13 protein-coding genes and 1 riboswitch are annotated in these 12,247 nt (G+C 68.3%); of the genes, 4 read left to right on the top strand and 9 right to left on the bottom strand.

Annotated features, from left to right (window positions below; all coding sequences use genetic code 11):
- Window positions 1–59 precede the first annotated feature (59 nt).
- Window positions 60–176: riboswitch (TPP riboswitch) on the bottom strand.
- 268 nt (window positions 177–444) lie between these two features.
- From BX604_RS01390 to BX604_RS01380, 3 genes are all read left to right on the top strand, one after another.
- Window positions 445–705: a pentapeptide MXKDX repeat protein gene (locus tag BX604_RS01390; protein ID WP_098549239.1), complete on the top strand. Its 261-nt coding sequence runs from the start codon at window positions 445–447 to the stop codon at window positions 703–705.
- A gap of 96 nt (window positions 706–801) precedes the next feature.
- Complete coding sequence (locus tag BX604_RS01385) at window positions 802–1,434, top strand: cytochrome b/b6 domain-containing protein (protein ID WP_098549238.1); 633 nt, start codon at window positions 802–804, stop codon at window positions 1,432–1,434.
- A 28-nt stretch (window positions 1,435–1,462) separates the two neighbouring features.
- Window positions 1,463–2,251 carry a molybdopterin-dependent oxidoreductase gene (locus BX604_RS01380; RefSeq protein WP_098549237.1) on the top strand — a complete coding sequence of 263 codons (789 nt, stop codon included), beginning with the start codon at window positions 1,463–1,465 and terminating at the stop codon, window positions 2,249–2,251.
- Window positions 2,252–2,318: 67 nt separating this feature from the next.
- Here BX604_RS01380 and BX604_RS01375 read toward each other — a convergent pair whose 3' ends face one another.
- Entirely contained in the window at window positions 2,319–2,600 is a 282-nt protein-coding gene (locus BX604_RS01375; RefSeq protein WP_098549236.1) for a helix-turn-helix domain-containing protein, read from the bottom strand.
- The gene (locus BX604_RS01370) at window positions 2,597–2,950 is read right to left on the bottom strand and encodes a type II toxin-antitoxin system RelE/ParE family toxin (RefSeq protein WP_098549235.1); all 354 of its coding nucleotides are present in this window, start codon (window positions 2,948–2,950) and stop codon (window positions 2,597–2,599) included. Before BX604_RS01370 ends, BX604_RS01375 begins: the two co-directional genes overlap by 4 nt.
- 492 nt (window positions 2,951–3,442) lie before the next feature.
- Here BX604_RS01370 and BX604_RS01360 point away from each other — a divergent pair, with 492 nt between their 5' ends.
- On the top strand, window positions 3,443–4,654 hold the full coding sequence (locus tag BX604_RS01360) for an EamA family transporter (RefSeq protein WP_098549234.1): 1,212 nt from the start codon (window positions 3,443–3,445) through the stop codon (window positions 4,652–4,654).
- Window positions 4,655–4,667: 13 nt separating this feature from the next.
- Here BX604_RS01360 and BX604_RS01355 read toward each other — a convergent pair whose 3' ends face one another.
- From BX604_RS01355 to BX604_RS01325, 7 genes are all read right to left on the bottom strand, one after another.
- A complete protein-coding gene (locus tag BX604_RS01355; RefSeq protein ID WP_098552667.1) occupies window positions 4,668–5,867 on the bottom strand; it encodes an MFS transporter in 1,200 nt (399 codons plus the stop codon).
- Between the two features lie 240 nt (window positions 5,868–6,107).
- Window positions 6,108–6,932 (bottom strand): phosphodiesterase, encoded by an 825-nt coding sequence (locus BX604_RS01350; protein WP_098549233.1) that lies wholly within the window; start codon window positions 6,930–6,932, stop codon window positions 6,108–6,110.
- Window positions 6,933–6,970: 38 nt separating this feature from the next.
- Complete coding sequence (locus tag BX604_RS01345) at window positions 6,971–8,002, bottom strand: ABC transporter ATP-binding protein (protein WP_098549232.1); 1,032 nt, start codon at window positions 8,000–8,002, stop codon at window positions 6,971–6,973.
- 23 nt (window positions 8,003–8,025) lie between these two features.
- A complete protein-coding gene (locus BX604_RS01340; RefSeq protein ID WP_098549231.1) occupies window positions 8,026–8,922 on the bottom strand; it encodes an ABC transporter permease in 897 nt (298 codons plus the stop codon).
- Between the two features lie 10 nt (window positions 8,923–8,932).
- Window positions 8,933–9,757, bottom strand: a complete 825-nt coding sequence (locus tag BX604_RS01335) for an ABC transporter permease (protein WP_098549230.1) — start codon at window positions 9,755–9,757, stop codon at window positions 8,933–8,935.
- A 17-nt stretch (window positions 9,758–9,774) separates the two neighbouring features.
- Window positions 9,775–10,812: an ABC transporter substrate-binding protein gene (locus BX604_RS01330; protein WP_098549229.1), complete on the bottom strand. Its 1,038-nt coding sequence runs from the start codon at window positions 10,810–10,812 to the stop codon at window positions 9,775–9,777.
- 65 nt (window positions 10,813–10,877) lie between these two features.
- A complete protein-coding gene (locus BX604_RS01325; protein WP_098549228.1) occupies window positions 10,878–11,903 on the bottom strand; it encodes a LacI family DNA-binding transcriptional regulator in 1,026 nt (341 codons plus the stop codon).
- Window positions 11,904–12,247 lie beyond the last annotated feature (344 nt).

Below are 12,247 nucleotides of genomic sequence, written 5' to 3'. Positions count from 1 at the left end.
GGCTCGAGCTAAGCAGGAGACGAGGTTTGGTGAGGCGGCGGATTTCGTCAGAAGGATGGCGGCGAAATCCGTACGCTTCCCTGCGCTGGCATTATCCAGATCAGGTTCAAAGGGTATTTCTCACCCGCAATGCCGGTTGTTTGACCGAGCGCATTGCAGGACCCCCGCGTTAGCAGCGCACACGATACACCGGCTTGGCGGCGGTTTCAACCGGGACAGGATCGGCTGCCCCGGTGCGGCCGCAGCATGGCGGGCAGTACGATGGCCCGTCGAAATGGCAGCGTGTGTCGCCGCCGCATGGCCCCACGGCTTGGCCGGCAGCGGCGAAGCGGTGCAGCATGACGCGCTTTCGCGCAATCTCAAAAAAATTTTCGCAGCGGCTGTCATTTCCCGCGACGTCGTCCGTCTATTCGGCTCCTTAAACCCATGTTTTGGAGAGATGTCATGAAAAAAGTACTGATTGCCGCTTGCGTCGCCGCCTTCGCCACGATCGCCACGGGCGCGTATGCGCAGAACGACGCGATGTCGCAGCCGGGTTCGTCGATGTCGAAGGACGCGATGGGCCACGACGCCATGGCCAAGGATGCGATGGGCCACGATGCCATGAAGAAGAACGGCATGAAGAAGCATGCGATGAAAAAAGACGCGATGTCGCACGACGAGATGGGCAAGTCGTCGGGCGACAAGATGGCGCCGTCGAACTGACGGAGGCGGACGCGGTGCGGCCGGCGCGTGCGTCGCACGACGGCCGCCCGCCCGCATCGCGTCCCGTCCCGCCGACACATTCTGGGAGTCTTCATCATGCAAACCGTTCCCGCTACCGGCCGCGCAGCCGCCACGCCGCCCGCGCGCCCGATTCATCCGCTGTGGGTACGCGCGAGCCACTGGCTCAACGCGCTCGCGGCGATCCTGATGGTGCTGTCCGGCTGGCGCATCTACGACGCGTCGCCGATCTATCCGCCGTTCGTGTTTCCGCATGGGCTCACGCTGGGCGGCTGGCTCGGCGGCGCGCTGCAATGGCATTTCGCGGCAATGTGGCTGCTGGTCGGCAACGGGCTGTTCTACCTCGCGATGTCGATCGCGACGGGGCGCCTCGCGCGCAAGATGCTGCCCGTCACGCCGGCATCGATCTGGCGCGACATCCGTGCCGCGCTGGGCGGGCGGCTGTCGCACGACGACCTGAGCGTCTACAACGCGGTGCAGCGTGCCGCCTACCTGACCGCGATCGTCGATCTCGTCGTGCTGGTGCTGTCGGGGCTCACGATCTGGAAATCCGTGCAATTCCCGCTGCTGCGCGAAGTGTTCGGCGGCTACGACAACGCGCGGGTCGTGCACTTCTGGGCGATGTCGCTGCTCGTCGCATTCGTCGTCGTTCACGTCGCGATGGCGCTGCTGGTGCCGCGCTCGCTGCTCGCGATGCTGCGCGGGCGCTGACCCGTCAACTTCGGGTGAGGAAATCATCATGTCGGAATCCGAATACAAGCGCGACGGTTCGCGCTGGACGCTCGACCGGAAGTCGCTCGAGCTCGACGTGCGCCGCGCGCTCGAAATGCCGTCGCGGCGGCTGTTCAATCGGCGCGTGCTGACGCTCGGCGGCCTGACGATGCTGACCGGCTGCACGCTGAAGGACGACGCGTCGGTCAACACGTTCCTCGAGACGGTGTCGCGCATGAACGACCGCGTGCAGGCGTGGTTGTTCAGCGGCGAGCGGCTCGCGCCGACCTACACCGAAGCCGACATCACGCGACCGTTCCCGTTCAACGCGTACTACGGGATCGACGACGTGCCGCACGTCGATGCGTCGACGTATCGGCTCGTGCTGTCCGGTCGCGTGACGGGCAAGCGCGTGTGGACGCTCGACGAACTGTATGCGCTGCCGCATGCGGAACAGATCACGCGGCATATCTGCGTGGAAGGGTGGAGCGCGATCGGCCGCTGGGGCGGCACGCCGTTCGGCGCGTTTCTCGCACGCGCCGGTGCCGATACGCGGGCGAAGTACGTCGGCTTCAAGTGCGCCGACGATTACTACGAGAGCATCGACATGCCGACCGCGCTGCATCCGCAGACGCTGCTCGCGTTCGATTACGACGGGCACCGGCTGCCGCCGGAATTCGGCTTCCCGATGAAGCTGCGGATGCCGACCAAGCTCGGCTACAAGAACCCGAAGCACATCATGGAGATCTTCGTGACCGATACGTTTCCGGGCGGCTACTGGGTCGACCAGGGGTACAACTGGTTCGGGGGATCGTGAGCGGTGCGTGGCATGCGGTGGCGGCGCATGCGTATGTCGCGATGCGCTGGCCATCGCGGGTGTCACGTCACGCGGATTCGCGCACCTGCAGATCGATGCGCAGGCCGACCGCCGCGGCCATGTTCACGAGCGCGTCGAGCCCGAACAGGTTGATCTTGCCGCGCAGCAGATCGGAGACGCGCGGCTGTGTGACGCCCAGCTGTTTCGCGGCCTCGGCCTGGCTGAGTTCGAGCCGTGCGATGCGCTGCTTGAGCGCGATCATCAGCTCGGAGCGCAGCTTCATGTTCTCGGCCTCGGCCGGCTGGCCCTCGATTGCATCCCAGACATTCGAATAGCGTTCGTTGCTCATCGTTTCCTCTCCATCGTCAGCGCGCGATAGCGCCGGGTGGCCAGTTCGATATCGGCCTTGCAGGTGCGTGCCGATTGCTTGCGAAAGCAGTGCAGCACGTAGATCGCGTCGGCGAAGGTCGCGACGTAGACGATCCGGAATGCGCCGCTCGCATCGCGCAACCGGATTTCCCGCACGCCGGGGCCGACGGTGCGCATCGGTTTCCAATCGTCGGGCGCCATGCCGCGCTGCACCTGGTCGATCTGATGGCCGGCTTCGCGGCGTGCCGGCAGCGGAAAGCCGCGCAGCGCGTCCAGCGCACCACCGACGAAGACAACCGGTTTCGGCGTAAGAATAGTGGAATTATACAAAATTTTGTATGGGTGATGTGCGTATCGAATGAACGGAATGTCGCCGCGCGGGCATGCAGACCGTCACGACAAGCGCGCGACGACACCTGAAGCGCATGACTGGCCATCAGGCCAGGGTGTCGATCGCGGTGTGCGGGAAGGGGGGCACGCAGGGCGTCCGCCACACCCGCGCAGCACGCATCCGGCCCCGAATGCGGCGCGTCCGGCGACCCGAAAATGTCGCGCCGAAACATCAGTCGTTATCCTTTCAGACGAGTCCGACGATGCTTTCGAATCCTTGATGCCATAATGCCGATCGTGCGCAGCCGAAGCGGTTTGCGCACGTTTTTTTGTCCCTCTGCCGCCGCTTGCCGGTTCTTATTCGTCGCCGTTCGCACTGCCATGTCGTTCCGCACGTTCGTCTCCGCCTTCCCGGTCCCGTCAGGGCCGTTTGCCGGCATCTCCGGCGTCTTTCAGCGGAGCACGCGACACGTCGTGCGGGCAGGCTGAACGATGACACCGCTCGACCGCCTCCTCGATTTCCTCGCCCGTCTGCCGTTCCGCATCCGCCTGCCGCAAAGCCGCGGCGGCCGCGTGGCACTCGCGCTCGTGTTCATCTATTTCGTCTGGGGTTCGACGTACAGCGGCCTGCATTTCGCGCTGGAGTCGTTCCCGCCGCTGATGCTGTCGGGGCTGCGCAACCTGATCGGCGGGATCGGCCTGTTCATCTTCGCGCTGCGGCGCAAGCCGGAATGGCCGACGCTGCTGGAGATCCGCAACTCGGCGATCGTCGGCACGATGCTCGTCGCGCTGTCGTCCGGCACGATCGCGCTCGGCATGCGGACGGTCAGCAGCGGCTCGGCCGCGGTGATGGTCGCCACGGTGCCGCTGTTCGCGACCGTGATCGCGGCGGTCGCCGGGCGCCCGGTGACGAAGGGTGAGTGGGCGGCCGTCGCGCTCGGGATGGTCGGTATCGTCGTGCTGAACTCGGGCGGCGCGGCTGCCGCGAACTCGGCGCTCGGCACGATCTGCGTGCTGGCCGGCGCGCTGTTCTGGGCGGGTGGCGCGCATCTGGCGACGCGGCTCAAGCTGCCGTCGGACCTGTTCCTGTCGACCTCGCTGCAGATCGGGCTGGGCGGGCTGATGTCGACGCTCGCCGCATGGCTGGTCGGCGAGCGCATCGAGCAGGTCGCGGCGGTGCCCGTGTTCGCGTTTCTGTACCTGATGGTGTTCTGCACGATGGCGGCGTATGTCGCGTACGGCTACCTGATTCGCCATACGAGCCCGATCATCGCGAGCAGCTGCATGTACGTGAACCCGATCGTCGCGGTCGCGCTCGGCGCGCTGATGCTCGGCGAACCGGTGACGAAGGCGACCGTGATCGCGACGGTCGCGATTCTCGGCAGCGTCGGATTGTCGTTCCTGTTCGATCCCGCACGCCGGCCCGCTGCGCGCGCGGCTGCCGCTGCAGCGGCATCGCCCGGGGCGCCCGCACCGGCCGTGCACATGTCGTCAGCACCGGCAGCCGCATTCGCCGCCGAAGCCACGCCCGCACCCGATCAGGCCGCGGTGCCGGATGAAGCACCGATCCTGACGCCGTCGGCCGTGACGCTCGCCGTGCCGGCCCCGGCGGCGGTCGTGGATCCCGCGGTCGTCATGGATCCGGCGCAGGCGTTCACGCCGCCGCCCGCCACCGCACCGGCCGAGTCGCGCACCAGCGCGTGATGGTGAACAGGCCCTAGCCGCGGCTTGCGCCGCGATGGTGGAACCAGCCGGCGAGCGCGGTAAACAGCAGCCCGGCCGCGCACATGCCGGTCCAGCCGAACGCGTGCCACGCGGCAACGCCCGCCGACGAGCCGAGCGCGCCGCCGATGAAGTAGCACACCATGTACACGGTGTTCACGCGGCTGCGCGCTTCGGGCTTCAGCGCATAGATGCGCGACTGGTTCGAAATCTGTGCGGCCTGCACGCCGACATCCAGCACGATCACACCGATCACGAGCCCGACCAGGCTCGTGCCCGACAGCGCGAAGATCACGAACGATGCCGCCAGCAGTGCGATCGCGAGCGAGATGATCGCGCGCGGGCCGCGCTTGTCCGCGAAGCGGCCCGCGTACGGCGCGGCCAGCGCACCCGCGGCACCGACGATCCCGAAGAGGCCCGCGGCCTGCGGGCCGAGGTGGAACGGCGCGCCGGCGAGCAGCAGCGTGAGCACCGGCCAGAACGCGCTGAACGCGGCGAACAGCGCCGCGCCCGTCAGCGACGCCTCGCGCAGCCCGCGCAATTCGACCGCCAGGTGCCACATCGAGCCGAGCAGCTTGCCGTACGGCAGCGTCGACGTCGGCGAGCTGCGCGGCAGCCGCAGCACGATCACCGCGGCCAGCGCAACGAGCGCCGCGACCGATGCGCCGAACACCGCCCGCCAGCCGAAATACTCGGCGACGAAGCCGGCCGCCGTCCGCGCGAGCAGGATGCCCAGCAGCAGGCCGCTCATCACGGTGCCGACCGCATGCCCGCGCTCGGCAGCCGGCGCGATCTCGGCCGCGAACGGCACGGCCTGCTGCGCGATCGTCGCGAGCACGCCGATCGCGAGGCTGGCGGCGGCCAGCACCGCCAGCGACGGCGCAGTCGCGGCCGCGATCAGCGCGATCGACAGCCCGGCAATCTGCATCAGGATCAGCATGCGGCGGTCGAAACGGTCGCCGAGCGGCGCGAGCAGGAACATGCCGGCCGCATAGCCGAGCTGCGTGGCGGTCGGCACCGCGCCGATCCACGACGCGCCGTCCGGAAAGGCCGAGCGGAAGCTGTCGAGCAGCGGCTGGTTGTAGTAGATGTTCGCGACCGATACGCCCGCGATCGTTGCGAGCAGCAACAGCAGGCTGCGCGAATAGTGGGGCGAGGCGGCGTCGGTCGGACGGTCGGTGGAAGCGGAAGACATGATTGCAACGGAACGGAGTGAGGTGGCCCGCCGCGGCGCAGCGTCGGTTGCGCAGGCGGCCGGGTGCCGATCGAGGGTGCCGATCATACCGGAGCACCGTGAAATCTGCCGGCCGGGCCGGGGGCAGCCCGAGGCCGGTCGTCCCCGCACCGATGGCCGGCCATCGGCGACTACGGGGCCGGATCGGCCATGGCGATGGCCGCAGCCGCGGCCGTCCGTCGTCGCGCGCGATACGCGCGCTCAGTCGACCAGTGCGCCGCTTGGTTCGTAGAACGGATAGGGCCCGTCGCCTTCGTCCACGTACACATGATGGGACGTCATCCCCGTTTCCGGCGTATGGAGGTGCACGGCGAACGCCGGCGGTTCGAGCCGGAACGCGGACGGCGCATCCGCGCGCAGGTCGAACGCAACCTGATGCGCGGGCGCGGGCACGGCCGACGCGAGCGTGCCGCCGAAGCGCGTGAACATCGTCCGGTGCACGTGGCCGCACAGCACGCGCTCGACGTTCGGATGCGCGCGCAGCAGCGCATCGAGCTTCGCGGCGGCGGCGGGCGCGAGGCGCAGCGCGTCCATGTGGCCGATTCCCGATGCAAACGGCGGGTGGTGCAGCGCGACGATCACCGGCTGCTCGCGCGCGGCATCGAGCTGCGCGGCGAGCCACGCGAGCCGCGCGTCGCACAGGTCGCCGTGGCTCGAGCCGGGCACCTGCGAGTCGAGCGCGAGCACGCGCACCGCGCCGATATCGAGCGCGTACTGCACGAATTCGCCGTCGTGCAATTCCGGGCGATCGCCGAACGCGCGGCGCAGTCCCGCACGGTCGTCGTGATTGCCGATCATCAGGTAGTACGGAATCTCGAGCGGCGCGAGCAGCTCGCGCAGATGGCGGTATTCGTCGTCGTGGCCGAAGTCGGTCAGGTCGCCGGTGACGAGCACGGCGTCGGGGCGCGGCACGAGCGCGTTCAGCTTCGCGATGCAGCGCGCGAGCGCGGCCGCCGTGTCGACGCGCCGGTACGCGAGTTGCCCCGGACGCTTGATGTGGAGATCGCTGATTTGAGCAAGCAGCATCGTCGTTCCTCGGAATAGGGGGTTATCGTGGGGCGGCATCACGCGGCGAGCGCGATCAGGCCTTCCGCCGCGATCGCGATGCCGACGGCCGTGCCGCGTGCAAGCTCGATGCGGCCCGGCACGTCGATCACGAGCGCGTCGGGCGCCGCGTGCTCGATCGTGAGCCGCGTGCGCTCGCCGAGGAACGCGCACGCACCGATCGCGCCACGCAGCGGCGCATGCGCGGGATCGGCGAGCTGCGCGTCCTCCGGGCGGAAGAACCATTCGTCGGCGGCATGCGGCGTGACGATCGAACCGCCGGTCGTCACGAGCGCGCCGTCACGCCATTGTCCTGCAAGCCGGTTCAGCGTGCCGATGAACTGCGCGACCGTGCGGTTCGCCGGCCGGTAGTAGATGTCGCGCGGCGTGCCGATCTGCTCGATGCGGCCCGCGCCCATCACGACGATCCGGTCGCCGAGCTCCATCGCTTCGGCCTGGTCGTGCGTCACGTACACGGTCGTCACGCCGAGCTCGCGCAGCAGCGCATTCATCTCGCGACGCAGCACGTCGCGCAGCTTCGCGTCGAGCGCGGTCAGCGGCTCGTCGAGCAGCAGCACGCGCGGGCGCACCGCAAGCGCACGCGCGAGCGCCACGCGCTGCCGCTGGCCGCCCGACAGCTGATCGACCGGTTTGTCCGCATGCGCGTCGAGCCGCATCATCGCGAGCAGTTCGTCGACGCGCTCGCGCAGCACGCGCGGCTCGGTCTTGCGAATCTTCAGTCCGTAGCCGACGTTGCCGCGCACCGTCAGGTTCGGGAACAGCGCGTAGTTCTGGAACACCATGCCGACCTGGCGGCGCTCGATCGGCAGCGCGGTCACGTCGTCGGCGCCGAATGCGATCGTGCCGCCGGCGTCCGGCGTGTCGAGGCCCGCGATCAGCCGCAGCGTCGTCGTCTTGCCGCAGCCCGACGGGCCGAGCAGCACCAGCGTTTCGCCCGCGCCGATCGCCAGGTCGAGCGGTTCGAGCACGCGCGTGCCGCGGAACGTCTTCGCGCAGCGGGTCAGGGTGATGGAAGTGGAATCGAGTTTCATGGAAACGGGAGAGTCAGCGCGGTTCAGCGCGGGCGGCGCTTCACGGCGCGCGCGCCGGACGGATCGACGCCGAGCCATTGCATCGCGACGAGCAGCGGCAGCGTCATCAGCAGGAATACGATCGTGTAGGCGCTGCCGACTTCGAGACGCAGCGACGCATAGGTGTCGGCGAGCCCGACCGGCAGCGTTTTCGTATCGGGCGTATGCAGCATCCACGTCAGGTTGAATTCGCCGATCGACAGCGTGAGTACCGCGAGCGCGCCGGCGACGATGCCGGGGCGCAGGTTCGGCAGCACGATCGTGACGAAGCGCGTGACGAACGACGCGCCGAGGCTCGCCGCGCCTTCCTCGAGCGTGCGCAGGTCGGCACCCGCCGCGACGGCCGCGACCGCGCGCACCATGAACGGCAGCGTGAACACGACGTGGCCGACGACGATGAACCACAGGCTCATCCGGAACGCGGTGAAGCCGCCGTATACGACCAGCAGCGCGAGCGCCGACGCAAGGCCCGGCAGCGCGACCGGCAGCACGAGCGCTTCCTCGATCACGCGGGCGACGCGGCTCTTGCTGCGCGCGAGCGCATAGCCGGCCGGTACGCCGACCGCGAGCACGATCGCGAGCGTCGCGAACGCGACGCCGAGCGACAGCGCGACCGACCCCTGATACTGCTGCCACACCTGTTCGAGCCAGCGCAGCGTGAGGCCGCTCGACAATCCGCGGAAATAGTTGACGGTGAGGCCCGCGAGCACCGACATCACGACGGGCACGATCAGGAACGCGCACAGCAGCAGCGTGACGCCCCATTGCAGCGCGGCGATCGTGCGCGCCCCCGTGACGCGCGGCGCACGTCGGGCGGCGCCGTTCGCATGCGACGGAGCGGGCGCCGGCGATGGCGCGGAGGAACCGGAAAGCGATTGCATGGAGGAATCCTCAGGCCGCGGCGGCGGCGGTGTGGCCGGTGAACCGGCGCGCGAGCGCGAGCACGATCCACGTGACGACGCCGAGCACGATCGACAGGCCGGCCGCCGTCGCGATGTTCGCGTTCAGCGTGAACTCGGTGTAGATCGTCATCGGCAGCACGTTCAGGTCGGTGGCGAGCGTAAACGCGGTGCCGAACGCGCCCATCGCGGTCGCGAAGCAGATCGCGCCGGCCGCGATCAGGCCCGGTGCGAGGGCCGGCAGCACGATGTCGATGAAGATGCGCCACGGCGACGCGCCGAGCGAGCGCGCGGCTTCCTCGAGCGACGCGTCGAGTTTCGACGCGGCCGCGATCACGGTGACGATCACGCGCGGAATCGAGAAGTACAGGTAGCCGACGAACAGCCCGGTCACCGAATACGCGAACACCCACTTGTCGCCGGTGAGCTTCGCGGACAGCATCCCGATCAACCCCTGCCGGCCGGCGAGCATGATCACCATGAAGCCGACCACGACGCCCGGGAACGCGAGCGGAAAGGTGAGCAGCGCGAGCAGCACGCGCTTGCCCGCGAACTCGCGACGCGCGAGCAGCAGGCCGGAGATCGTCGATAGCGCGAGCGTCGCGAGCGTGACGCCGGCCGACAACGCGATCGTCTCGGCGAGGCTCTTCATGTAGCGCGCATTGCCGAGCAGCGCGGCGTATTGCGTGAAGAACGCGCCGTCGGCCGAGACCTGCACGAGCGACACCATCGGCAGCAGCCAGAACGCGGCGAACACCGCGAGCGCCGGCGCGACGAGCGCGACACGCCAGCGCAGCGGGAAAGTCAGGTCGAGCATCGCGTGAATCCGGCCGCTTACTGCATCACCTGCAGATACTGCAGGCCGAACGCCTGCTGGCCGGCTGCCATCTTGCCGAAGTCGACCGGCTTCGCACGCGCGTATTCGCTCGCCGGCAGGAACTTCGATGCGACGTCCGCGCCGAGCGTCTGCGCGCGCACCGGCCGCAGGTACGCATTCGCCCACAGCTTCTGGCCTTCGTCGGACAGCACGAAGTCGAGCACCTTCTTGCCGTTCGCATCGTGCGGCGCGCCCTTCACGAGGCCCATCACATACGGCACCGCGATCGTGCCTTCCTTCGGAATCACGAATTCGACGTTCGCGTGATCCTTGTACTTCGCGCGATACGCGTCGAAGTCGTAGTCGAGCAGGATCGGAATCTCGCCGGACAACACGCGCGCATACGCGGTCTGCTTCGGTACGATCGGCGCGTTCGCCTTCAGCTTGCGGAACCAGTCGAGTGCCGGCTTGAAGTTGTCGAGGCTGCCGCCGAGCGCCTGGTTCACGGCCACCGCGCCCGCATAGCCGACGAACGCGCTCGACGGATCGAGGTAGCCGACCATGCCCTTGTATTCGGGCTTCAGCAGATCGGCCCACGAACGCGGCACCGGCTTGCCGTCGAGTGCGTCCTTGTTCACGAAGAAGCCGAGCGTGCCCGAATGGATCGCGAACCAGTAGCCTTGCGGGTCCTTCAGGTTCGCGGGGATGTCGTTCCAGTGCGCGGGCTTGTACGGCGCGATCACGCCCTTGTCCTTCGCCTGGAACGCCGACGACACGCCCAGATAGACAACGTCCGCGACCGGGCTCTTCTGCTCGGCGATCAGTTGCGCGATTGCCTGGCCCGAGTTCTTGTTGTCGAACGGCACGCGGATGCCGGTCTTCTGCTTGATCGCCGCGATTTGCGCGGCCCAGTCGGCCCATTCGGGCGGGCAGTTGTAGCAGATCGCGGTTTCGTCGGCGTGGGCGACAGGGGCGAGCGCGACGAGCGCGACGAGCGCGGCGCACGCGACGGGCGCGGCGAGCACGCGCAGCAGCGAGGTCAGGCGAAAGGACACGGCGGGTCTCCGGACGAGGGTAGGTGCAGGTCGTCGCGCCGCGCACGATGGCGCGGCGCGCGTGCTCAGGCGTGGCGCAGTTGAAGGTCGGCGGACGGCGGCGCGACCGTCGCGCCGTCGCGCACCGTGTGCGGCAGGATCAGCGATGCGCGCTCGATCGTCGCGCCGCCGATGCATTCGACGAGGCGGCGCCATGCATGGCGGCCGATGTCCTGGTTCGGCGTCGCGACGCTCGCCAGCGGCGGGGCGAGCAGCTCGCCGATCGCGATGCCGTCGAAGCCGAGCACCGACAGGTCGTCCGGAATCGAGAAGCCCGCGCGGCGCAGGCCGCGCATCACGACCATCGCGAGCAGGTCGTTGCTGCAGAAGAGGGCGGTCGGGCGCGTGGCTTGCGCGGTGAGATGCGCGAGCACCGCATCGGGCAGTTCGGGCGCGTTGAAGTCGACTTCGACGGGCGGCAGCGTCGCGACGCCGCTTTCCTCGAGCGCCTGCGCGTAACCGAGATGGCGCTGGCGCGCGCGATCCGATGCGGCGAGCGAGCCGGCCAGCATCAGCACGCGGCGATGGCCGCGCGCGGTGAGCATCCGCACGCCGTCGTAGGCCGCGCTGCGGTTGTCGACCGACACCGACGGGCGGCGTTGCGTGTCGTTGTGCATCAGCACGTAATGCGGGCCGTCGCGGTCGAGCATGTCGAGCAGCGGATGCGTATCGGCATCGGCGACGGTGAGGATCAGCCCTTCGACGCGCTGCTCGCGCAGCGTCTCGATCGCGTGGCGCTCGCGCGCCGCGTCGTATTCGGTCGTCATCAGGATCAGCTTGAAGCCGGCCGCGGTCGCGAGTTCGTCGATGCCTTGCAGGCAGTCGGCGAACACCGGGTTCGACAGCGTCGGCACGACGACGCCGACGAGCCGCGTGCGTTCGCCGCGCAACTGCCGGCCGAGCGGGCTCGGGCGGAACTGCAGCGCGTCGATCGCGGAGCGGATCGTCGCCAGCGTGGCGGGACTGACGGTATGCGGCGCGTTGATCGCACGCGACACGGTGGCGATCGAGAAGCCGGCGAGCGCGGCAACGTCCTTGATGGTCGGGGTCATGAAATTACGCGATGTAAACGTTTTCGGCCGGGAAATTATCGAAAACGTTTGTGACTTCGCGATGACGCGCATGACGTCTGTTTCGTAAAAAACACGACACAAACATCAGACGGTTGGCGCCCGTCGGGCAGGGGGGCTTCGATTGTATCGGCGGATGTTGCGGCGCGGGAGGAAATTGGTATGCGTGCCGCATCGGCATGGATTACGGCATATGAATCCGGTGCAGATGGCGTACGAAAGCACGCGGCATCGCGATGCGATGTGTCCGAATCAGGGAACGCATGCGCAAGCAATGGTAGAATCGCGTCCGCCCTTTTGCCGGGGTGATGAAATTGGTAAACATA

The organism is Burkholderia sp. JKS000303 (assembly GCF_002563755.1).
GTDB lineage: Bacteria > Pseudomonadota > Gammaproteobacteria > Burkholderiales > Burkholderiaceae > Burkholderia > Burkholderia anthina_B.
The sequence above is the reverse complement of the archived record's forward strand: the minus strand, read 5'-3'. Positions and strand labels throughout refer to the sequence as shown.

Bases quoted from the DNA above. Each gene is read 5' to 3' on its own strand.
- BX604_RS01390 (WP_098549239.1), top strand. From the start codon at position 445: ATGAAAAAAGTACTGATTGCCGCTTGCGTCGCCGCCTTCGCCACGATC.
- BX604_RS01385 (WP_098549238.1), top strand. From the start codon at position 802: ATGCAAACCGTTCCCGCTACCGGCCGCGCAGCCGCCACGCCGCCCGCG.
- BX604_RS01380 (WP_098549237.1), top strand. From the start codon at position 1,463: ATGTCGGAATCCGAATACAAGCGCGACGGTTCGCGCTGGACGCTCGAC.
- BX604_RS01375 (WP_098549236.1), bottom strand. From the start codon at position 2,600: ATGAGCAACGAACGCTATTCGAATGTCTGGGATGCAATCGAGGGCCAG.
- BX604_RS01360 (WP_098549234.1), top strand. From the start codon at position 3,443: ATGACACCGCTCGACCGCCTCCTCGATTTCCTCGCCCGTCTGCCGTTC.
- BX604_RS01355 (WP_098552667.1), bottom strand. From the start codon at position 5,867: ATGTCTTCCGCTTCCACCGACCGTCCGACCGACGCCGCCTCGCCCCAC.
- BX604_RS01350 (WP_098549233.1), bottom strand. From the start codon at position 6,932: ATGCTGCTTGCTCAAATCAGCGATCTCCACATCAAGCGTCCGGGGCAA.
- BX604_RS01345 (WP_098549232.1), bottom strand. From the start codon at position 8,002: ATGAAACTCGATTCCACTTCCATCACCCTGACCCGCTGCGCGAAGACG.
- BX604_RS01340 (WP_098549231.1), bottom strand. From the start codon at position 8,922: ATGCAATCGCTTTCCGGTTCCTCCGCGCCATCGCCGGCGCCCGCTCCG.
- BX604_RS01335 (WP_098549230.1), bottom strand. From the start codon at position 9,757: ATGCTCGACCTGACTTTCCCGCTGCGCTGGCGTGTCGCGCTCGTCGCG.
- BX604_RS01325 (WP_098549228.1), bottom strand. From the start codon at position 11,903: ATGACCCCGACCATCAAGGACGTTGCCGCGCTCGCCGGCTTCTCGATC.